The 23423-nt window shown below is 54.2% G+C and carries 16 protein-coding genes and 1 riboswitch; of the genes, 1 reads left to right on the forward strand and 15 read right to left on the reverse strand.

Translation table 11 applies throughout. From position 1 onward, the window contains the following. Positions 1-6 precede the first annotated feature (6 nt). Positions 7-1227: a DegT/DnrJ/EryC1/StrS family aminotransferase gene (locus ACYVJM_RS11040; RefSeq protein ID WP_461148279.1), complete on the reverse strand. Its 1221-nt coding sequence runs from the start codon at positions 1225-1227 to the stop codon at positions 7-9. A gap of 126 nt (positions 1228-1353) precedes the next feature. Between ACYVJM_RS11040 and ACYVJM_RS11045 the strand changes: the two genes are divergently transcribed. Next, positions 1354-1950 carry a thiamine phosphate synthase gene (locus tag ACYVJM_RS11045; protein WP_461148280.1) on the forward strand — a complete coding sequence of 199 codons (597 nt, stop codon included), beginning with the start codon at positions 1354-1356 and terminating at the stop codon, positions 1948-1950. Here the strand turns inward: ACYVJM_RS11045 and moeB are convergent. From moeB to ACYVJM_RS11115, 14 genes are all read right to left on the reverse strand, one after another. Further along, a complete protein-coding gene (moeB, locus tag ACYVJM_RS11050) occupies positions 1947-2993 on the reverse strand; it encodes a molybdopterin-synthase adenylyltransferase MoeB (RefSeq protein WP_461148281.1) in 1047 nt (348 codons plus the stop codon). The two genes, ACYVJM_RS11045 and moeB, sit on opposite strands and share 4 nt — an antisense overlap. Further along, complete coding sequence (thiH, locus tag ACYVJM_RS11055) at positions 2990-4126, reverse strand: 2-iminoacetate synthase ThiH (RefSeq protein WP_461148282.1); 1137 nt, start codon at positions 4124-4126, stop codon at positions 2990-2992. Before thiH ends, moeB begins: the two co-directional genes overlap by 4 nt. Further along, entirely contained in the window at positions 4123-4902 is a 780-nt protein-coding gene (locus ACYVJM_RS11060; RefSeq protein WP_461148283.1) for a thiazole synthase, read from the reverse strand. Before ACYVJM_RS11060 ends, thiH begins: the two co-directional genes overlap by 4 nt. A gap of 5 nt (positions 4903-4907) precedes the next feature. Continuing rightward, positions 4908-5531 carry a thiamine phosphate synthase gene (locus ACYVJM_RS11065; RefSeq protein WP_461148284.1) on the reverse strand — a complete coding sequence of 208 codons (624 nt, stop codon included), beginning with the start codon at positions 5529-5531 and terminating at the stop codon, positions 4908-4910. A gap of 57 nt (positions 5532-5588) precedes the next feature. Continuing rightward, positions 5589-7466, reverse strand: coding sequence for a phosphomethylpyrimidine synthase ThiC (gene thiC / locus ACYVJM_RS11070; protein ID WP_461148285.1), 1878 nt, complete (start codon positions 7464-7466; stop codon positions 5589-5591). 2 nt (positions 7467-7468) lie between these two features. Continuing rightward, positions 7469-7753 (reverse strand): sulfur carrier protein ThiS, encoded by a 285-nt coding sequence (thiS, locus tag ACYVJM_RS11075; RefSeq protein ID WP_461148286.1) that lies wholly within the window; start codon positions 7751-7753, stop codon positions 7469-7471. Positions 7754-7795: 42 nt separating this feature from the next. Further along, a riboswitch (TPP riboswitch) is annotated at positions 7796-7888 on the reverse strand. 161 nt (positions 7889-8049) lie between these two features. Beyond that, the gene (locus tag ACYVJM_RS11080; RefSeq protein ID WP_461148287.1) at positions 8050-12075 is read right to left on the reverse strand and encodes a putative Ig domain-containing protein; all 4026 of its coding nucleotides are present in this window, start codon (positions 12073-12075) and stop codon (positions 8050-8052) included. Between the two features lie 387 nt (positions 12076-12462). Then, positions 12463-13809, reverse strand: coding sequence for a Gfo/Idh/MocA family protein (locus ACYVJM_RS11085; RefSeq protein ID WP_461148288.1), 1347 nt, complete (start codon positions 13807-13809; stop codon positions 12463-12465). A gap of 9 nt (positions 13810-13818) precedes the next feature. Next, on the reverse strand, positions 13819-14535 hold the full coding sequence (locus tag ACYVJM_RS11090; protein WP_461148289.1) for a 3-keto-disaccharide hydrolase: 717 nt from the start codon (positions 14533-14535) through the stop codon (positions 13819-13821). A 6-nt stretch (positions 14536-14541) separates the two neighbouring features. Next, positions 14542-16080 carry a RagB/SusD family nutrient uptake outer membrane protein gene (locus tag ACYVJM_RS11095; protein ID WP_461148290.1) on the reverse strand — a complete coding sequence of 513 codons (1539 nt, stop codon included), beginning with the start codon at positions 16078-16080 and terminating at the stop codon, positions 14542-14544. Positions 16081-16104: 24 nt separating this feature from the next. Continuing rightward, a complete protein-coding gene (locus tag ACYVJM_RS11100) occupies positions 16105-19572 on the reverse strand; it encodes a SusC/RagA family TonB-linked outer membrane protein (protein ID WP_461148291.1) in 3468 nt (1155 codons plus the stop codon). A 62-nt stretch (positions 19573-19634) separates the two neighbouring features. Continuing rightward, entirely contained in the window at positions 19635-20723 is a 1089-nt protein-coding gene (locus ACYVJM_RS11105) for a FecR family protein (protein ID WP_461148292.1), read from the reverse strand. Positions 20724-20738: 15 nt separating this feature from the next. Continuing rightward, positions 20739-21329 carry an RNA polymerase sigma factor gene (locus tag ACYVJM_RS11110; RefSeq protein WP_461148293.1) on the reverse strand — a complete coding sequence of 197 codons (591 nt, stop codon included), beginning with the start codon at positions 21327-21329 and terminating at the stop codon, positions 20739-20741. A 256-nt stretch (positions 21330-21585) separates the two neighbouring features. Next, positions 21586-23418 (reverse strand): RagB/SusD family nutrient uptake outer membrane protein, encoded by a 1833-nt coding sequence (locus ACYVJM_RS11115; protein WP_461148294.1) that lies wholly within the window; start codon positions 23416-23418, stop codon positions 21586-21588. Positions 23419-23423 lie beyond the last annotated feature (5 nt).

The raw sequence follows: 23423 nt of genomic DNA on the forward strand, positions 1-23423 counted from the left end.
AAAAGACTAGTTTACAACGGCATCCTGCACTTTACGAATGGCTTCGGCAAAGGCGTCCATATCGGCACGTGCTCCCAGCATGGCCTGCTGAAAAATCCACACGGCTTCGTCGGTGCAGGCGCGTTCGGCAACCGGGCAGTTCACATTTGTATAATCGACCGTGTCGGGCAGGGCGTAGCATAGCCAGTTTTTTTGCTGAAAAACGGGCTGTTTGTATAACGGATGCGGATACCCCGCCGAGCAGGGAACCCCTTCTGCCGCCAGCATCGCCACAAACTCGGGCTTCGGTACCTGACCAAACTTCGCTTTATCGTACCGAAAAATATAGAGGTGATACGGATGAACCAGCTGCGCTCCTACCCGGCTTAATGGGGTTATGCCTTCCACATCGGCCAGCAGGCTATCCAGGTAAAGCCCGTTTTCGTTGCGGATACGTGTCTGCTCATCCAGCCGCTTCAGTTGCTCGCTCAGCAAAACAGCCTGTAGCTGTGTGATTCGGTAGTTACAGCCCGGATTGAAATGATCGTACCACTGCCCGCCTGGCAGCCGTCCCACATTCCGCATGGAATTCATGGTCCGGTACAGGTCGTCGTCGCTGGTGATGACTATGCCGCCCTCACCCGAGGTCAGGTTTTTGGACGACTGAAAGCTGAAGCTGCCCGCGTCGCCGATGGACCCGAGTTTACGGCCCCGGTACTCACCGCCATGCGCGTGGGCCGCATCTTCAATAACCCGCAGCTTGTGCCGACGGGCAATGTCCAGAATAGCCTCCATATCGCAGGACAGTCCGGCAAAATGAACGGGAATGATCACTTTGGTACGCTCCGTGATGGCGGCCTCAATAGCCGCGGGGTCGAGGTTATACGTATCGGGATGAATATCGACAAAGACGGGAACACAGTTGACCTCCAGCACGACCGAAGCCGTGGCAATGAAGGTGTACGGCGGCACAATGACCTCATCGCCGGGCCGCACGCCACAGGCAATCAGCGCCAGCCGCAGGGAGACCGACCCATTAACGCAGCTTATGGCGTATTTACTGCCGCAATACCGGGCAAACTGCTGCTCAAAGTCGGCCACGGCCCCGGCGCAGTCGGGATTTCCCCATTGGCCGCTCCGCACCAGGTCAGCAACGGCCTGCACATCCTGCTCATCGTAAATGGGCCACGGAAAGGTGGTCTTGACGACTTTCTCGCCACCGTGTATGGCCAATGCTGTTTTAGTCACGTGATAAGAAAGTAAATTCTTCTACCTTATTTTACGTACTACTCATATACGCCAGTAGACCCGAATCGGGCTATTGGTCAATCAATTTGCTTATTTTTAAGCGAAAAATCTGGTGCAGTTTCTCAAGTGAACAAAAATCAGTTTCTACTACTGGGCATCACCGATGGCAGCCCGCAAAGTCTGGACATACCAACGATTCAGACACTGCTGACCGGCGGTCTTGATTTTCTGTACTGGCGCTCCCCCGCCGATAATGCCGTTTTAACGCAGCTTCCGGATAGTTTCCAGCCATCGATATTACTCCCGGCGACGCGAGGGAGTGCTGTACCCGCGTCGTTGCGCTGGCACCTGAAAGACACGGATCGTCAGGCGGCAACCTTCGTTGATGGTTTTCCTTTTTCGACGAGTATTCACGCCCTCTGCGAGTGGCCGAAGCTGGCCGGACAGGTTGACCTGGTTTTTTACAGCCCACTTTTCCCGAGCCTTAGCAAACCGGGCTATGGCCCGTCGAGTAGTCTGGAGGTTATCGAACAGGAGGTGTCGGCAATTCGGCGACGGCATAAGGACTTACCCCGGCTGATCGGGTTGGGGGGCATACAGGCAGAGAATGTCGCTCTCGTTCGTCGAGCCGGTTTTGACGGGGCCGCGCTCATGGGTGCCCTCTGGCAAGCCACCGACGCGGTGGATGCACTCAAATCAATCCGGAAAGTACTGGCTGATTAAAGACGCTTCAGGGCGTTCAGGCCACCCTGCAAACTGAGCACGTTCTGATACCCCCGCGCCCGCAAAAACGCTACGGCTTTCCGGCTCCGCGCCCCCGACTGGCAATGGATAACGACCGGCCGATCGCTCGGCACCTGCTCAGGATGCTGGTACAGCTCGGCCAGGGGCAGCAACTGCCCGCCCAGGTTCTCCCGCTCGTACTCGTGCGGCTCCCGCACATCGATCAATAATGGGCGATTGCTCTGCGACAGCCAGTCCGAAGCCGTTATTTCCGGGACGGGCAAAGCACAGTCGGGCTCTGCCAGTGGAAGCGCCGTGATCGATTTATTGACCGGATCAGCGGTAAACGAGAAGGTGTTAAAGGAGAGCGTAAGTGCGTTAAAAACCAGCAGCGTACCACTCAACAAATCACCAACGCCCGTTACCAGCTTTATCACTTCATTGGCCATCAGGCAACCCGTGAGGCCCGGCAATACACCCATTACCCCCACTTCGGCGCAGGCAGCCAGCTCACTGGGCTCGGGGTACAGGCACCGGTACGTGGGGCCATTCTCGTGATTGAACACACTCACCTGCCCGTCGAATTTGTAGATGGAACCGAATACCAGCGGTTTCCCCAACAGAACGCAGGCATCGTTGACCAGATAGCGCGTCGCAAAATTATCGGAGCCATCCACCACAAGGTCGTAGTCGCTCAGAATGGACAACGCATTGTCGCGGGTTAGAAAAACCGGGTGCGCAATCACCTGACTATACGGATTCTGCCGCGCCAGCAGATTGGCCGCTACCGTTGCTTTTGGCTGACCAATGTGCTCGGGCGAAAAGAGAATCTGCCGCTGTAAATTGCTTTCTTCCACTACATCGCCGTCGATGATCCCCAACGTGCCGATGCCCGCAGCCGTGAGGTATTGTCCCACCGGGCACCCTAATCCACCCGCGCCCACCAGGGCCACGCGCGCCTGTTTTAATCGCTGCTGCCCGGCCAGCCCAATTTCGGGCAGGCTGATATGGCGGCTGTAGCGGTTCAGTTCGCCATCGGTCATACGGCAGCGAGCGTTTTATCCCAGTCTTTCCAAACCGGCTGATACCCTTGTTTACGAATAACGTCGACCATCTCGGCGGGGCTGCGCTCGTCGGAAATGGCAAACTGCTCCAGCGACTGCGGTTCTACGGCATAGCCACCGGGATTGGTTTTCGACCCGGCACTCAGGCTGGTTACGCCCAGCTTGAGAACATGGTCGCGAAAGCGGGGTGTTTCGCGGGTCGACAGGGAGAGTTCGACCTCCTCATTGAACAACCGATAGGCGCAGATCAACTGGACCAGATCCCGATCAGACATGCACCGCTCGAAGGACTTGGAGGTGATGGTGTCATTTTGCAGTAAGTCGATGGGGCGCAGACGCGGGAAGGAGATGCTGTATTTGGTCTGCCAGTACATTCGTTCGAGGTAGTGCAGATGAGCCGCCGTGAAAAAGCTATCTGTCCGCCAATCATCCAGCCCCAGCAACGCGCCCAGTCCCATCTTATGCACGCCCGCCCGTCCGAGCCGGTCGGGGGTATCGAGCCGGTAGGCGAAATTTGATTTTTTACCCTTCGGGTGATGATTTTTATACGTTTCCTGATGGTATGTTTCCTGATACACCAGCACGGTGTTAAGCCCCTCAGCGATCAGTTCTTCATACTCGGGCTGATCGAGGGGCTGCACTTCCATGGAAATATGGGCGAAGTGCGGTTGCAGCAGCCGGATAGCGTTTTGAAGGTACGGGACCCCCACGGTCTGATTAGCCTCTCCGGTCACCAGCAGCACATGCTCGTAGCCCAATTGCTTTAGGGCAGCGGCCTCCCGCCCTATCTCGGCATCGGTAAGGGTTTTCCGAACGATCTTATTGTCGAGACTGAAGGCGCAGTACGTGCAGATGTTCTGGCATTCGTTGGACAGGTACAGCGGAGCATACAGCTGGATTGTTTTGCCGAACCGTTTCTGCGTTAGCTGGTGGCTAAGTTGGGCCATGGGTTCCAGATACGCCTGAGCAGCCGGTGAGATCAGGGCTTTAAAGTCATCGAGCGTCCGGCGGGTATTTTCCAGCGCTCGTTCCACCTGCCGGGGCGTGACGGCCTGAATATCCCGCTGAACGGTGTTCCAGTCGTGGGCGTCAAACCAGTTTGCTGTCCTCATAATTCGTCCAGAAAAGCGGTGAGCGGACTACTGGCGTGGGCGGTTACGGAAGGCCGGGCCAGCCGTGCTTCGTAGGCTAACCGACCCGCTTCGACGGCCAGTTTGAAGGCAACAGCCATGCGTACCGGGTCGTCCGAAACGGCAATGGCGGTGTTGACGAGTACGGCATCGGCTCCCAGTTCCATGGCAGCGGCTGCATGGGAGGGCGCGCCCAAACCGGCATCCACAACCACCGGCACCCGGCTCTGCTCAATGATGATCTCCAGAAAATCAATCGTTCGTAGGCCCTTGTTCGTGCCAATGGGCGCGCCCAGCGGCATGACGGCCGCCACTCCGACCTCTTCCAGCCGCTTGCACAGCACCGGATCGGCGTGGATGTACGGCAGCACTACAAAACCCAGTTTAACCAGCTCTTCGGCGGCTTTCAGCGTTTCGATGGGGTCAGGCAGCAGGTATTTGGGGTCGGGGTGAATTTCCAGTTTGAGCCAGTTCGTTTCCAGGGCTTCACGCGCCATCTGGGCCGCAAAGACGGCTTCTTTTGCCGTCCGCACACCGGACGTATTGGGCAACAGGTTGAACTGTGAATGAGTTAGGTGAGACAGCAGATCGTCCTGGCGATTAGTGGCCTCCACCCGTTTCAGGGCAACGGTTACCAGTTCTGTACCGGAAGCCAGCAGTGCTTCTTCCATAAGCTGTGCCGAGCCGAACTTGCCCGTTCCGGTAAACAGCCGCGAGGCAAACGATTTACCGGCAATGATCAATGATTGTGTATCCATATCAATCAAAAAGAAGGTGAGGTCGATAGTTGGCGGAGAAACAGCCGCGTTTGAGCCGCCGGGTCGGCCGATGCAGTAATGGCCGACGACAGGGCGATGCCGTACACGCCCGTTGCCAGCAAAGCGGGCACATCCGCCAAAGTAATTCCGCCAATGGCGATAATGGGCAGCGAAATCGCCTGATGCTTTAACGCCGACAGGACTTGCTCGTAGCCTTGCAGCCCCAGAATAGGACTTAGCTTCTCTTTGGTGGTCGTAAACCGAAAAGGTCCCAGCCCCACGTAGTTGACGCCGTCCCGCCGATGCGCCAGTACGGTTTCCAGCGTGTTGGCCGTTCCGCCGATAATAAATTTATCGCCTAACAGGGCACGTGCTTCCGGGACGGGCATATCCTCCTGACCCAGATGCACGCCATCCGCACCAATGTCGGCGGCCAGCAGTGGGTTATCATTGAGGATCAGTGTAGCGTTATACTGTCGGCAAACGGCCAGCGTTTCCAGCGCTACGGCCTTCCAGTCGGCATACGCCCGGTTCTTCAACCGGAGCTGAATCCAGTCGGCTCCGGCCCGGCAGGCAAGCTCGGCCTCTTCGGGGCGGGTCGTTATGTAGTGTAGTGAGCTAATCTTCATTGGACAAAGGCGTTAAACCGGTTAACCAGCCTGGCCGATGGCAACCAGGCTGGATACTTATAAATAGAGCTGGTTTCCCTGTTCCGCAAATTCCTTTGCTTTGGTCTGCATTGCCTTTTCGAGCACCTCGTCACTGGCCAGTCCGTTTTGTTCCGCGTAGTCGCGCACATCCTGCGTAATTTTCATGGAGCAGAAGTTCGGGCCGCACATGGAGCAGAAGTGAGCCGTTTTGGCGCCTTCGGCCGGTAAAGTTTCATCGTGAAACTCCCGCGCCGTATCCGGATCAAGGGAGAGGTTGAACTGGTCTTCCCACCGAAATTCGAACCTCGCTTTACTCAGCACATTGTCCCGATACTGAGCGCCGGGGTGTCCCTTTGCCAGATCGGCCGCGTGAGCGGCAATTTTATACGTAATGACACCATCCTTCACGTCTTTTTTGTTAGGCAGGCCCAGGTGTTCTTTGGGCGTAACGTAGCAGAGCATGGCCGTCCCGAACCAGCCGATCATGGCCGCTCCAATAGCCGATGTGATGTGGTCGTATCCGGGAGCAATATCCATAGTGAGGGGGCCAAGCGTGTAGAACGGTGCTTCATCGCAGTGCTGCAACTGCTTGTCCATATTCGCTTTGATCAGGTGCATGGGCACGTGCCCCGGCCCCTCAACCATAACCTGCACATCGTGCTTCCAGGCAATTTTGGTCAGTTCGCCCAGCGTTTCGAGTTCGGCGAACTGAGCGGCATCGTTGGCATCGGCGATCGAGCCGGGGCGTAGTCCATCCCCCAGCGAGAAGGAAACGTCGTAGGCTTTCATGATCGCGCAGATCTCCTCAAAATGCGTGTACAGAAAGTTTTCTTTATGATGCGCCAGGCACCACTTGGCCATGATACTGCCACCGCGCGACACGATTCCCGTAACCCGGCGGGCCGTGAGCGGAATGTAGCGCAGCAGTACCCCGGCATGAATGGTGAAATAATCCACGCCCTGCTCGGCCTGTTCGATGAGCGTATCGCGGAACAACTCCCAGGTCAGCGCTTCGGCTTTGCCATTCACTTTTTCGAGTGCCTGATAAAGCGGTACCGTGCCGACGGGTACGGGACAGTTTCGGATAATCCACTCGCGGGTTTCATGGATATTCTTACCCGTCGATAAATCCATGAGCGTATCGCCACCCCACCGACAACTCCATACGGCTTTCTCTACCTCTTCGTTAATACTCGATGAGACGACCGAGTTGCCGATATTGGTATTGACCTTGACGAGAAAATTACGGCCGATAATCATCGGTTCGCTCTCCGGATGATTGATGTTGGCGGGAATAATGGCCCGCCCGGCCGCTACCTCCTGTCGGACAAATTCGGGTGTGATAAAGTTTTTGGGGGTATTAGCGCCGAAACTGTTGCCCGGATGCTGCTGCCAGAGTGATGACTGGTCGTTGAGCGTATCGATACGCTGGTTTTCCCGAATGGCGATATATTCCATTTCGGGCGTGATGATGCCTTTGCGGGCGTAGTGCAGCTGCGTAACGTTCTGCCCCTCTCTGGCCCGATACGGATACCGTATATGCGCAAATCGCAACGAATCCAGGGTTGAATTAGCCAGTCGCTGGTTCGAATAGTCGGACGAAAAGGCGGTCTGCTGCTCAACATCGCCACGGCCCGCAATCCACGACTCCCGCAGGCGCGGAAGCCCCTGTTCCAGATTGATCTGAACAGCCGGGTCCGTGTAGGGGCCACTCGTATCGTACACCGTTACGGCAGCATTGCACTGCCGCTCCTTTTGATTCCCCACGTGCGAAACGGTATCCGAAAGGCTGATTTCGCGCATGGCCACACGGATGTCGTGGAGCTGACCCGGCACATAAATTTTGCGCGACCCCGTGAGTGGCTGGCGCGTAATCGTTTGCGCCGAAGGTAATTGTTCGGTTTTCTGGCTCATTGTTATCCGCCCTGAGTGGCCTGTAAAATGGTGATTTTCTCGTTTCCCGATAAAACAAACTGGTCCCAGGCAGCGCGGGGAACAATGGCATTGTTGACGGCCACCGCAATGCCTTTCCGGTTAGCGATGGCCAGTTGAGTGAGCAGGGCTCCCAGCGATGCGGAGTCTGCGATTTCGACGGATTGATGGTTGACCGTTAGCGTCATAATCGTGCACAGGTTATGCAGAAAAACAGCTATCGGAGCAACCTGATGAACAAACGAACGGGGGAAACGTAGAACGGCCACAGGCAAATCGTGCGGTTAACCGGCACGAAGCACTGGACGATGGCCTGTATTCTCGCTTTTCCCTCCGCAGGTATTATCCTGTTCAGGTTCAAAGGGTGATCTCTCAGCCCGACTTGGGCACCCCTAAAGCTTTGCTTTTTCAGCGAGGCAAAGGTAGCCCGGAATCAGAACAAATCTTCATATATCAGCAAACTTTATCACCCTGATAGCCGTAACCCCGGCCCCATTACAGAAGAATTCTGTAATGGGGCCGGGGTTACGGCTATTGAGATGAATTTACCGGGAGATCGTCTGCTTTACTGCGCTTTGATGATCTTGTATCGTTTTGTTTCGGCGCCTGTTCCTACCTGGAGCAGGTACACACCCGGCATGAATCCGCTGCTTACGTTAATGACCTCTTCAGGGGCCAGATCGTCCCGCTGTAACACCACCCGACCGTAGCTGTCGTACATCAGCAAAGGCAGTTTGGCCGATGTCTGGCCCTGCACCTGCACTGTAAACGACTCGGTAAAGGGATTTGGATAGTACTTGACCTGTAGGCCGTTCGACTCCTGCGGCTCGGTTGCGCCCAGGCGGCTGCCGGGTGCCTGATTGATTACCGAAAAACTAATCGTTAGCGCCGTACCCGCCGTACCGCCCCCTCCGCTGCCTGTGTAGGGCGTAGCCGTTAGGGTGTATTGGCCCAGGCTGGGCGTCCAGGCATTGTATTTCCCGGCATTATCACCAAACAGGGCGTAGGGTACTACTGACTCGACGAGGGTACTGACCCGGGCACCGGTGAGGTTAAACTTTACACTGCCTACCAGGCCAGGGTTGGTATTGGCCCGGATGTTCAGGTTACGTGTAGGCAGGGTAGCCAGGTTGAGCTGCTCACCCGGAGCAAGCACTTTAATTTCCTGCTGGTTATCGGCATTCATTACGCTCAGGCTCACCACGGCCTGTTGGGCAACAAGTGCCGGATTGACCGTGAGTTTGAAATCACCGGAAGCCTGCCCGCCCCGCCCATCGCTGGCGGTTACTCTGATCGTGAAGGAGCCACTGCCGGTGGGCACACCACTAAAGGTACGGCTGGTTGTATTAAAGGCTAACCAGCCGGGCAGTGCCGCCCCACTCGACAAACTGGCGGAGTAGATCAAATTATCGCCATCGGCATCGGTAAAGCTGCCAGCGGGGAAGGTATAGCTCATACTTTGCCCAACCGTACCCACCTGATCAGTCAGCGGACTCGACAATACGGGGGCCGACGAAGTAGAACTGGTTGATGTGCCGGCGTAAAAACGCAGGCGCTGGACATCGATGGTCCGCTCGTAGTTTCGACCGGAACTCCAGAAGAATAAGCGAATGGTTTTAGGGTTCGTCACATTACCGTTGCTATCGAAAGCAGGCACCGTAACGGGTGCATAATCGCGGTATTTTACGGTCAGCAATCCGCCGGACATGCTTATCTCAATAGGGTCAGACGTGGTGCCTGTAGACGTTGTGGGGTTAAAATACTCCGACTGCGCCATAACCTGCCGATTGGCCATTAACCGTACGGGCGTGTTGGTTTCACCGAAAAATACCTGATTAAAAATTCGACTCAGTACTTTCCCGTTACTATCCAATATCTCAAAATAACTGCCGCCCGAATCGGACTGCTCCGGTGTGCCATTATTGGGATTGGTTCCGTTGAACGTAATGACGCCTTTCAAAGTCCAACTCGACAGACTGGACGTTGTACCCAGATCACGAGTAACCGTATACGTTGCACCTTCTTTGGAAAAGTTGGCGTATATATCAGGACTGCTGAATCGGTCGTAACTCATGATATTGGTTTTGACCGTCCATTTGTCGTTATACGAATTATTAAAATCAGTAGTCGGATTCCGTTTCCATCCGGCGGTATTATCGGCAACTACTCCATGGACCGGCAGGCCACTCAACAGATCGACGCCCCCTAATACGGACGGTTCATCACCATAGCCATACGTGCCCAGATCCTGTAAGCTAATGGTTTGTTCCTGAATAGTATTAAGCCCGTCTATCCGCCACCGGTGTATACCCGACCAACCTGCTTCTTCGGCGTGGTAGAGGTAAACGTTACCATCCGGCCCCTTAACGACTGTACCGTAATACACATTACCAGCCATGCCGGGTACGGCCCCCCCATCGGGTGCTTCAATCCGGGCTTCCGGACCCGTTTTTCCAAATATACCGATCAGCAGGCCGTTATCGTAGACATGCTGCCATTTGTTGACCTGGCTATTTTTCCAGAACTCACCGTGGTAATTCCAGAAGATATTCCGCTCAAAAACGCTAATGTCCCCACCGCCGTACTCGACGTGGTTCCCCACATCATAGGCCCCATCGTTCGGATACGCTCCCAGATAGTCGACCGATGTAGCGTGGGCTGTTTTCCATAACCACTTGTTGTCATTAACCCGAATACCACCCAAATGAAACCCGCCCCCTCTGGCTCCGTCGACCTTACCGGCATCGAAGGTAACCATCACATTCGATGTGGTTGTTTCGCCCGTTCGTGACTGCCCACCCTGCCAGGTAATGGGTTCGCCCCCGGTAGATACGGGTGCCGTAGCGTAGGCAACGAGCGGTCCCCAAACGGGATTATTATTCGCGTCAAAGCCCGTTAATGGTCGATTTTTCCAGTTGACGGCGCCTACAGTACCGGAGACGCTAACAGCGGATTGCTTTAGGGAGCCATCGGCGCAGAGGTGATAGGTTAGGGGGTCCGTATCGAAGGCGACGCTGGTCATACGGACGGGACCCGTAGCGGGCAACTCCACAAGTATCCATTTATTGTCGGTGAAGCGACGCAGAAAGCCGTACGTCCGGCCGTTGGACAGGGTCGTTACATCGCGAAAAATATGGGTGATATAGGTGTGGTTGATGGAGATATTTTGGAAATAACTGGCCGGAATCGTAGCGCGCCAGTTCTTCACCAGTGTCCAGCCCGTACCCACAGGCTGGCTGTAATCGATGGCAAATTCCAGGAATTGCCCAAACACACGTCGCGGATTATTCTGGTCTACATAACAACTGTAGTTATTCTGCATATACTGAATCCGGTCAATGAACGAACGGTTGCTGGAATAATGTTGAGAGCGGTAGTTGCCGGAGTCCCCCACCCAGAATGAACCATCTTCATTATACGACAGAAACGTGCTGTTGATACTGCCACTCACATCCGAAAAGTAGAATTTATCATTCGTCACGTTAGGATCTACACTGTAGCCTCCTGGCTGGCCCAACTGCCAAAGAGCTTCGCCTGTTTGGTTATTGAAAGCCTTTACCTGCTGGCTGCCTCCGCCATCGGCCACCAGTAGGGTACTGTTATCGGGTGAAACCGCCAGCGCCATGGGAGATTCTACCCCGGACAGCATCAGTTGCGGATCAGTCAGGGTGCCGTCTGAACGTACGCCGAACTTGCCAACCGTTTTCCCATTGATGACCCACAAATTGTCGTCTCGGTCTATCGCCAAACCGGCGGCATCATTGAAAAACAGATTTTGTATCTGCGCTCCGCTGTTTTTATCGATTACCCGAATCAGGTGATTGGCCTTGTGCGATACAAACAAAAAGCGCCCCCGCTTTTGTACGGCCATCCCCGTTATGGTACCATTAGAGTCGTTGATCACATCGATACATGAGCTGTAGGTATCGCCCATGACCATCTTCACCGCCTGTCCATAGGGAAACTGCCGCTGGGCATTGTCGCTGGTATTGGTGCCATAAACAAACCAGTTTTTGCCGTTATTATAGCCATCGTAGCCTGCCCAATACACGGTTGTGCCATCGGTAGCGACAAACAGGGTCGCCTGGTCTGTACTGCCTTTGCGGGAAAACTCGATCCGCTGCTGAGGGTTACTTACATTGAACTTAGCCTGAGACGGGTGGCCTTCTGCATACCCCACTCCATAATAAACGGAACTACCGGCGGTGGCCATGGACTGAATACGGAGGAAACCCCGCTGAACTGCATTGCCCTGACTTTTACCAAAGGAGGAGTTACCAATAACACCCTCCCAGGTATAGGTTACGTTGTTCGAAATCAGTTTGATGTCGTAAGTAGCTACCGGAGCCGGCTGGCCCTCGTCATCAAGACCATCCCAGTATTTGGTGTACGAGCCAGATGTCATATTGACACCGCTCCAAAGCGTACGCAGGAGAATACCATCTTTGGTAAACACACCGGCACTGGTGCGCTTATTACCAGAGAGCGTGAACGAGAACGGGACAAGACGTTTGGATTGAGCCTGAGCGGGCCTGAGCGGACAAAGGGCAACCGAAAGTGCGAAAAAGAGGAAGAGAAATCTTGAAATCATTATTTACTTAAAGTTAAAATTAGTATACAGTTACGGTTTATCGACCGAAAAATAAATATTTTTTAATAGATGATTGTTATAGATTACGTATAAATGTTAGAGTTATTTGTAAGTTTCTAATAATCAGTAGATAAGTACAATTTTAAATTGTTTTATTTTTTTTTCAGGACACACAAACGGTGATTTGAGAACGTTTATTGATTATTCGGTATACCAGCTACTAACCGATTAATAAATAAACAAACAAGGTGCAATATAAAAGGTACTTTAAACACTAAATAGTAGCGTTATAAGTACCCTTTATATTGCACCTTGTAACAAAAAAAACGAATCAGTAAAGTAACGCGTACGGATAGCGTCTGTCAGGCATTACGCACCCCTATACGTTTAGACTTTAGGCTCCCACCCTTTCTCGTACTCACGTCCCCAGAGTTTCTGAGCCTCTTTGTCGTCCAGAATATGACCGTTTTTCGGGTCAATCTTCAGATCCCGGCCAACGCGCCAGGCAATGTTTCCCAACTGCATGGCCACCACACTTTTGTAACCCAGTTCGACATCGCAGTTAGGGCGACGGTTGTTCTTGATCGCGTCCAGGAAGTCGGCTACGTGCAAACTATCCATGCCTAGGCTGGGACTGGCCGTGTTACGTCCCTGCATGTCGCTTTCGGCTACGGCAGGTTTAACATCTTTCACCAGTTTGCCGTCCAGGTCATAGACTTTGTAGCTGTCCCCGCCCGTGTCCAGACTACCATTTTCACCATAAAAAATAATACCCCGATCCAGCCCTTCGATTTTCCGCCCGTTGGAGCTTCTGGACTCCCACATCAGCGACACCCGATTCGGATAATCCATGATGACGATCTGTGTGTCGGGCGTTTGCCAGTCATCTTTAAACTCGTACCGGCCGCCAACGGAGCTAACCCGTGTTGGAAAATCGACGCCAAGTCCCCAGCGGGCCACATCGACCTCGTGAGTGCCGTTATTGAGGGCTTCTCCGGTGCCCCAGTGCCAGAACCAGTGCCAGTCGTAGTGAATCAGGCCTTCCTGATACGGAACCCGTGGTGCAGGCCCCTGCCATAAGTCATAATCGAGCCAGGAGGGCACTGTACCCGGTTTGAGGTTAGTCGCTTTGCGTTTGTTGGTATACCATGTTTTGGCGAGATAGACCCGGCCAATGATGCCTTTGTGCAATTCTTCGATGCCCTGCGTTAAAGTAGGTGCCGAACGCCGTTGAGCGCCCATCTGAACCACCCGGTTGTATTTACGGGCGGCAGCTATAGCCATCTCGCCTTCCCGTGGATTATGGCTCAACGGCTTCTCCACGTACACATGCTTACCGGCCTGGCACCCCATAATGGCCAGCGGAGCGTGCCAGTGATCGGGGGTGGCGATGTAAATAGCATCGATGGACTTGTCTTCCATCACCCGGCGGCAGTCTTTTTCGGACTTGGGCTTCAGGGTTTGTTTGGTTTTCAGGATGGTTTGAATCGCCTTTGGAATGGCCCGTTCGTCCACGTCGCAGACGGTACCCACCTCGGCGAATTTCTGACCCGCAATGGTAGCCCCCATGCTGTTGCCCCGGCTGTTGACACCAATGGTGGCGACCCGCACCAGTTCGTTGGCCCCGATAATTCGGTTGTAGCTTTTGGCACTGAAGCCAAAGGCGGTTCCACCCACGGCCATGCCTACCGAACCGGCGGCTGCTTGCTTGATAAAATCACGTCTGTTCTGCATGAAATTGACTTATAACGCCTTTATTTTGATATTTCTGAACAAAACCTCACTCCCGTGCTCCTGCAAGAGAATATGGCCTTTCTCAACCATCCCGAAGGCAGGCACCGTCTTGTTGAACTTACTCAGGGCTACGGCCTCCGTGAACGGTGCGCTCCCGCGCGTAAATTCCAGAATTTTAACCCCGTTCAGCCAGTGTTCGACCTGACGGCCTTTGGCCACAATCCGTACGGTATTCCACTGCCCCGGCTCGTTTACTTTTTTGCGCGTTGCATCGGGCGGTATGGCATCGTAGAAGGAGCCCGTGAGGTGATTTTCCTTCTTGTTATCTTCGGCCAGCTTGTCGTCAAGTAGCTGGTACTCCATCCCCAGCCTGCCGCCCGTTTCGTAGTTCGTATAGAAATACTTGACCCCGCTATTGCCTGCCGCTTCAATGTTATAATCGAACTTCAGGTCGAAATCGGCATATTCACCGGCAGTCATAATGTCGCCCCCTTTGGCACCTTTCTTCGCCGTAAGGGTTCCGTTTTCAGCTACCCAGCCAGCCGGAACCGGCTTGCCGCCGGGAGTAGTCCAGCCCGCTGTGCTGGCACCGTCGAACAACAGAGCCCAGCCCTCTTTTTTCTCCTGACGCGTCAGCGTATTCGTCTGCTGCGCGACTACCGGGACTGAAACCATCATCCAAATGATCAGCCCGCCGAGCAGTATGTGCTTACTTTTCAGCTTCATATCGTTTTAATAGCCGGGGTTCTGCTTGATTTTTTCGGGGTTGGACTGGATAACCTGAAGCGGAATCGGGAACAGCAGCATGTTGTCGTTCCAGGCGGTCGGGTTGAATCCCGTCTGTTCCTTTTGTTCCTGCGTCATGACCGCTTTCGCTCGTTCGGTTCTGACCAGATCGAACCACCGATGGTTTTCAAAAGCCAGCTCAACGCGCCGTTCTTTCTCGATGGCCAGCAACAAGTCGGTGTCGGATGTAAAAGGCTGGTAGTCGGGCAATATACCCGGTGCCCCACTGGATGGTGCCCCACCGGATGGTGCCCCACCGGTGCTGTTCCTGGCACGCTGACGGATTTTGTTAAGGTACGTCAGCGCCACATCCTGTTGTTTACCCTGCCGCACCAGGGCTTCGGCGTACAGCAGATACACATCCGCCAGCCGGAGTTCAATCCAGTTGTTATCATTGTCCGAACCGCTGAACGACACGTCGTAATACTTCTTCACGTATTTTTCGTTAACAGGTTTGCCCGTGGCCGTAGACACGTAGCCATCACTCATCGAAATGGCTTTTCGCGGATCACCGGCTTCGTAGGCGTTCGATATGCTGGGGGTTGGCGCGTTAAATCCGCTCTTATCGCCCACCAGTACGACTTCCCTGTTCGAGAACCGGGGAGCAAAATCGTTGTTCCAGGGGCTTCCCGTGCTGGTGCCCCCTTTTTTATACTGCACTTCAAACAACGACTCGGAGCTATTTTTCTTCGTTACATCGAATAGGGTCTTGTAATCCGGGACGAGCGAATACTGCGAATTGCTGATCACTTCCAGCGCTTTCGTTTCTGCCAGGGCGTAATAAGCTGCGCCCTTCTTAAGCGGGTACCCGGCCATGGTCATGTACACTTTGGTCAGCAGCCCCTTGGCTCCGCCCAGGGTTACGCGCCCTTTATCCACGGCTGCGTAGGAAGCGGGCAGGTTGGCTTCGGCAAATTTGAGATCGGCCACAATCAGGTCATAGATTTCCTGCGTTGGTGCCCGGCCCAGGGTGTAGGCCTCATTCACCGTCAATTGCTTTTCGACTTTCGGCACATCCCCATACACGCGAACCAGCCAGAAATACATGAGGCTCCGAATGAATTTTGCCTCGGCTTTGTACTGCTCTTTCAGCTTGGGGTCTTTGAACGAAACGGCGTCGATCTTGTCCAGCACGAGGTTACAGCGCAGAATGGTGTTGTAGGCGTTGTTCCAGACGGTCAGCACATTGCCGTTGTCCGACAGCAGCACATCCCCGAAATTGTCGATGGAGGTCATGTCTTTGGAATTGCCCGGAACCCACGAGAAGGTCGTGTTGTCCGAACGGATTTCGCTCACGTAGATAAACGGCTGATTGTACAGAGCCCGCAGGGATGCATAGGGCGACATGACCGCCTGGTTCATGTCCTGTTCGGTCTTGTAAAATGTCCCCGCGTTCATTTCCGAAATGGGCTGGAGATCGATAAATTCCTTTCGGCAGGAAAGAAAGGCCGTGGTAAGCAGGGCCAATAGGATAAATCGCTTCATGAGTACTGGTTGAGCAGAAGGTGATTAAAACGTTACGTTAAGACCGGCTATGAGGGTGCGGGCCGAAGGATACCCCAGGTAATCGCCACCGCGCGACAGACTGCCGCCTTCGCTGCTTGTTTCCGGATCGAAACCGGGATACTTCGTGAAGGTGTACAGATTCTGCCCCGTTAGGTAAACCCGAACGCCTTTGAGCCGCAGCTGCTTGAGGAGCGTATTTGTGAAGGTATACCCGAGGGAGACATTCCGGACGCGGACAAACGAGCCATCTTCCACCCAGTAACTCGACGGTTCTTTCTGTAGTCCTTTGGGGTCGCGGTTGGCGCGGAGAATATCGCCCGAGCCGGGTTCCGATTCCGAACGCCAGCGGTCATTTAACTTCACCAGCCCATTCCGGTCGCCATGGTAGATACCCACCATCCGGTTGAAGAAGCTGAACAGTTTAGCCCCCTGCGATCCGGTCAGCTGGAGGTTGAGGTCGAAGCCTTTATAGGAAAAATCATTGCTGAAGCCAAAAATAAACTTGGGCTGGTTGTTTCCCAGAAAGGTTTTATCGTCGGCGTTGATGACTCCGTCTTTGTTCATGTCGATATACCGTGGGTCGCCGGGGTGGTCGTTGGCCAGGTGCGGAGCCGCATCCAGCTCGGCCTGATTTTTGAAAATGCCATCGTACTTATAGCCGAAAAACGTGGCAATGGGCTGACCGATCGTCGTAATAAAGGTATTGCCCGCATTGGCCGCTCCGGCATAAATAGGCCGTCTGTCGGGACCCAGCGCCAGTACTTTATTCTTGTTGAAAGAGATATTGAAATCCGTCGACCATTTGAACGCGCCCACCAGGTTGCGCGACCTGACCATATACTCCATGCCCTTGTTTTCCAACTGGCCGATGTTCTGCAACTGGGTGGCGTAGCCGGTGAGCGTGGGTACCGGTACGCTGAGCAGCAGATCGACGGATCGGCTGTTGTAGAAGTCGGCCTCCAGTCGGATACGTTCATTGAGCAGCCCCAGATCGAAGCCGATGTTCCACTGCCGGGTTTTCTCCCAGCCGAGGTCGGGGTTGGGGTAGTTGATCGGATCGACCGAATTGACCAGCACATTGTTCAGGACGTTATAACTGTTGCCGGTACGGGCAATGGCGTCGTAATCGCCAATACGGTTGTTGCCCACCAGGCCCCAGCTAGCCCGGATTTTTAGGTCGCTGATGGGACGAACGTCGCGCATGAACGATTCGCCACTCACCCGCCACCCTGCCGAAACCGACGGGAACGTCCCCCATTTGTTGTTGGACCCGAAGCGGGACGAGCCATCGGTTCGGATGCTGGCCGTCAGCAGGTACTTATCATCGTAGGCGTAGTTGAAGCGACCCAGGTACGAGATCAGCGAGTTCTGGTATTCCGTATTGGTCCCGCCCACGATCTGCCCGGCGCTCAGCGTGCGCACCACATCGTTGGGAAAATTCTGCGCATTGACCCGCGCATATTCGCCATACGACTTTTGGGCCGTGTAGCCCGCCAGCAGATTGATACTGTGTTTTGTGAACAGCGTTTTGTTGTAATTCAGCGTGTGTTCGATCAGCCAGTTGCGGTCGAGCCAGGTTTCGTTGCGGGCGTCAGCCGTTCGGGGCGCCCGCGAGCCGTCGAGATCCACATACGACGGGCGGTAGTATTTGAGCCGCCGGTTCTCCATGGTCCCATTCAGGCTTATCCGGTACTTCAGGCCCTCAATGATTTCATATTGTCCATAGGCAGAAGCGATAAAGCCGTTGCGGCTGGTGTAGTTCGTAATGGCGGTGGCAATACCGACCGGATTGGCGACGTCGCCCGCCCAGATTTCCGGGTTGCGTACCTGTGAGCCGTAAGTGCCATCGGGGTTGCGGAGGGGGTAGATCGGCGGCAGGTAGACGGAGTAGGCCAGCGGGCTGTCTTTCCCGTTATCGACATTATTGTTTTCCGAATAATAGCCGCTGATGGACACGCCCACTTCCAGCTTTTTGCTCAGGTTCGACGTGAGGTTCGTACGCAGATTGTACCGTTTGTAGTCGCTGTTGATCTGAATTCCCTGCTGGTTGGTGTAGCCGCCTGAAATGGCATACCGCGTTTTTTCGACACCGCCCGTTACCGATAGCTCATGCCGCTGGGTAGGTGCCGTTCGGAAAATCTGATCCTGCCAGTTGATATCCGCAAAATTATTGGGGTCGTTGAAGCTTTCGGGAATGACGTAAAAGCTGGAATTGGTATATTTTTCCCGGACAGAATTCGGGTCATTGATGGTGTGGGGCGCATCGCCGGGCATTGGCGCCCGGTCCAGCCAGGCCTGGTTGTGCCCATCCTTGAAAAACTGAAGGTATTCGCGGGTATTCATGACGTTCATTTTCCTGGCCACCTGCTGAATACCGTAGAAGGCATTGTAGGAAATGGTCGGTGCGCCAACGCTGCCCTTTTTGGTGGTCACGATCACAACGCCATTGGCCCCGCGCGAACCGTAAATGGCCGTCGACGAGGCATCTTTCAGGACCTGAATACTCTCAATATCCGACGGATTGACCAGCGAAAACGCGTTGCCGTCAATCGGGTAGCCATCAATCACATACAGGGGCGAGCTGGTAGCCGAAATGGAACCGGTACCCCGTACCCGAATCGTTAGCCCTTCGCCACCGGGCGCACCGTTGGTTTGCTGCACCTGTACCCCAGCCATCTGCCCGACCAGTGCTTCGCCATAAGACACCGCCGGCCGACTTTTCAGCTTCTCGGCCGATATGGTTGCAATAGCCCCGGTAAGATCGGCTTTCCTCTGCGTACCATACCCAACAACCACGACTTCATTGAGGGATTTGCTGTCAGCTTTCAGGGTGATTTTAAAAGCTGTCTGGTTACTAACGCCCACCTCCTGTGGCTCGTAGCCAACGTAGGAAAACACCAGCACGGCCTGCGCATCGGGTACTACGAGCCGAAACGCGCCATTGGCATCCGTCGACGTACCGCGGGTGGTGCCTTTTATGACCACACTCACCCCCGGCAGGGTTACGCCCGCTTCATCCGACACGGTGCCTGTAACGGCCTGCTCAGCCGTGACTAACAGGCTCGTTCGACCGTTGATGCCTTGCAGCGAAGCCTCCGGCTGGGCCGGTTGCGGAACCGGACTGATGATAATCTGACGGCCCACGACCTCATACCGAAGCCGGAGTGGTTTGACCACCTTGTTCAGCACATCGCCCAGCGGTTCATTTGACGCGATAATGGTCGTTTTCTGCTCAAAGGGAATCACCTGCGACCGAAAGGCAAATCGAATGTTGGTTTGCTGTTCGATTTCCTTGAACACCTTGCGTAAACCCTGGTTTTCGAGCCGGAAGCTTACCCGTTTCGTTAATATCTCCTGAGCTGTAACATCGAGTGCCAGCGAAACACCCGTGAACGTTATGGCCAGACATACCTGTACCACCGAGAGTTTCATAAAATAAAGCAGGGTTTGAACTGGTATTGGTTTTTTCATTGGCTTGACTGGTTTTTCGTTTATCGTTGAGAACAGAGGCCATGCAAGACCTCAGCATGTGATTAGTTGACCTTCGGGCACCCTTTGCTATAAATGACGATTTGGGCATCAATGAGCTTATACTGGGCATCGAGCACTTTACAGATGACGTCCAGCTTTTGAAAAAGGTCTTCGTCGTCCAGGCTCAGCGTCAGGGTGCAATGTTGCATCACCTCCTCATCGAAGATGATGTCCACCCCATAGGCTCGCTCGATAGCCCCGAAAATCCGGGCTATGGGCGCATCCTCGAAAACGAACATCTGTAGTTCCTTTTTGGAGATGAGCAGGCGGGGGCTAGCCACCAGTATTTTGTCGAGGGTAGCGGCCTCGCGGTGAAAAACCGCTTTCTGGTTGGGCGTCAGTACCATCCCTTTCGATTCAGGGTCCTGCACCCGGCTCGGTTGGTTCGCGTAGACCGACACACGCCCCGTTTTCACGTCAACCGTCACGGTTGAGGCATCGACAGGCGCATTGATTCGGAAGCTGGTTCCGAGTACTTTGGTCACCAGCCCGTTGGCGAACACGACGAAGGGTTTGGTTGGGTTCTTCCGGACCTGAAAGAAGGCTTCTCCCGTCAGGTACACTTCACGCACGGACCCGGCCAGTTCCTTTCGGTAGCGAAGCCGTCCACCCTGCTGTAGCATCACCAGACTGCCATCGGCAAGTTGGATCTGCATGCTCTGACTGGCTTCATTGAGCGTTTCGACCCAATCGTTACCCGCCTGCGCCAGTTTATTCTTTGACACTTCCCCGTTTTCTAACTGATTCATTCCCAACCAACCGGCACCCAGCGTCAGAAGGAGCAGTGCCGCCATTTGCCACGCCCACGCCCAGTTTACCCGGCGGATCAGGGAGACCGGCTGCGCTGGTTCCAATGTCTGGCCAATTCGTTGCCAAATGCGCTCGACGCTGGCATCCAGCCCCGGCTGGTGTTGAATTTCGCGAAGTCCCGCAACCAGTTGCCGAGCTTCTTCAAGCTGGTAATACCGCTCGGGATACTCGTGCAGGAACGTTTTCCAGAACGCATCGGTGTCGGGTGTGGGCGAACAGACCCATTCCTTGAAATAGTCGTCGGCTGCCAGGTCTTCCGCGTTGAATAGATAGTAATTCATGGTGTTATTGTCTCCTTAAAATCCCTCCAATCCCACCCAGAATAAGCCGACACCCAGAATACGAACAACTTCACGAAGCGTTTTGAGGGCTGCGTAAATGAACCGGCATGCCGACTGGTAATTGACACCCATGATCTGGGCGATTTCCTCGTTGCTGAAATGCTGGTAGAAACGGAGGTTGAGGGCCTCCTGCTGGCGGGGTGTGAGCAGCGCAAAGCTTTTAAGAAGCTGCTGATTGATACGTTGGACCTCTTCGCCTTCAATGAGGGTATTTTCAATGATATAGTCATCGACCGCCATGGGGGCGTCGTTGATATCGGCCGCCTGAAAGAACAAATCCCGGTTGCGCGTTTTGGTGATCTTGTTGCGCAGGGACCGAAACAGATAAAACCGAATTGAATCCGTATCGCTCAGATTGGCGCGGCTTTGCCAGAGTTCGATGAACAGATCGTGGATGCTGTCTTCAATGAGGGGTACATCGCGGGTTACCTTGTTGCCATAATTAAGCAGGTCGCGGGCGTACAACCCATAAATCTGTTGAAAAGCCGCCCGGTCCCCCTGTCGAAAGGCGTACCACAGGTCGGTATGGGGACGGGCAGATAACACTAGGCTCAGGAAGGGTTAAGTTGAGTATCAATAAAACAATCCGTGGATTTAGCTGGCTTAAACAAAGGCCGCTATATACTAATGTCCGCCCGGCTCGATTTTAATCCTTTTTTTTCTAAAAATATTTTTACCTGCTCCCCCGATGATCGGCTTATGCGCTGAAACGCTACAGAAACATACAAGCCCGGCTAACGCATCTGTTAACCGGGCTTGTGCATGCTGGATTACTGGGTATTAATTAGTAACCATTCCCTACCTACTTCGGTATTTCCGTCAGGGCGGGAATGTTGCGCTGGTAGCCGTCGTACCCTTTGTTCTGGTTGATTATCCCTTTCGAATTTCCATCGATGGCACTTTGCGGAACGGGCCACAACACATGATAGGGGCTCATTTTATATTCATCGCCGTGGCGAGTCTTTACGCCTTTGTTGTAGAAATTGTTCTTTTCCATCACCCGGTCGTAGAAGAAGTTGTTTTCCGAAAAATTGGCCAGGCTATACGTTTTGCCGTTATAAGCCGCTTTACCCGTTTGTGCCAGGATGTAGGCAATCCGGGTCAACTCCGTTTTCCGGGGCTCCTCGAAGTATAGCTCGCGGGCGCGCTCATCCAGAATGGTACCGATGTTTATAGCCGATGGGGCCAGCGGGGCAGCCCCGGCCCGCGCCCGTATCTCGTTCAGGTCTTTGGCGGCATTGGCCAGATCACCCTTCCAGAAATACGCTTCGGCCCGAAGCAGGTAGGTTTCGGCCAGACGGAACACATACCAGTCCGTATGCCCGCCTACGGGCTGAACCCGCTCCGGGTCCGGAACGAACAGTTTGTAAGCGGGCCAGTCGAACCAGCACCGGATTGTATCGATGGTCAGCAGCGCACCGGCATCGGTGCGCAGTTGCAGGTTTTTGCCATAATACGGGTCTTTGCCTTTGATAGCCGGATTGTTGTAGACGATATCCTGCATGCGCATCCAGTTGCCGGGAGCATGGCGCAAATCGTTCGGATCATCCCATACGCTGTTCGTTGAGTACCAGGTAGGCCGCACCCGTCCGATTCCACGGCCGAGTTTGTTGACCAGATCAATCTCGATGTTATAGGTGTCGATAGTCCCCCGGTTTCCGGCTGGCGTGTTGATGTTGTTGTGCCAGAAGGGCAGCGTATTCCGCATGATCTGGATGCCGCCGTCGAAGTTACCTTCAATCAGCAGCCGGTCGATCACGAGCATGAGCGCTTCGCGGTTGGCCGGAATGGATTTGTTTTCGGGGCGATGCAAATCCCAGACTACATTTCGCGTCGGGTCGGACTGGTTGATGCCAAACCGGGTTTTCATCAGGCTGTGCGTTCCCCCATTGATTACGTTGCTGGCGGAGGTAACGGCATCGTCAAACAAACCCAGCGACAGGTTCACTTTCGTCAGCAAGTGGCTGATCGACCCTTTGTTGACCGTCCCTTTGTCCATAATGGCGGGCACCCATTTTTCGGCAAATTCCAGGTCTTCCTTCATCTTTTTCAGAATGACCTCCCGTTTTGTGGATTGGTAATCCAGTTTGGGCGTGCTAACCTCATCCAGAATCAGCGGCACATCGCCGAACTGATGCACCAGCCGATAATACCGGTAAGCCCGGTGAAAGTAGGCCATGCCCAGAATGGTGTTTCGCTCCTGCTCCGAACTGTATTTCGGCTGGTCGATTCGGGTAATGGCCGCATTGGCGTACTTGATGCCTTTGTAGCCCTCGCTCCAGTACCAGCCAATTTTGTTGTAATCACCGCTGTTGAGCTGAGCGGTGGGCGTAATCTGGAGATCCATATTTTGAGCCGGGCCCGATTTGTCGGTGGTACCCTCTACCGCTATGTCCGAGAAAATGCTTTCCGTAACCAGCGGTGGCGCGTCGCCGTACCACTCGTAACGCATGTTCCGCTCACAGGCCACGAGCGTAGCCCGCAACCCATTTGGGTCATTAAAGGTATTTTCCGGGGCAAAAAAGGACAAGGGTTTGGGGGCCAGCCAGGATTTGTCGCAGCTGGTCAGCGTAACGAGCAGTAGCCAGGCCGCCAGTCGTATGCCTCGCTTGTTGCTGATATGAGTAAGTTTCATGGTAT

The organism is Spirosoma pulveris, assembly GCF_054781875.1.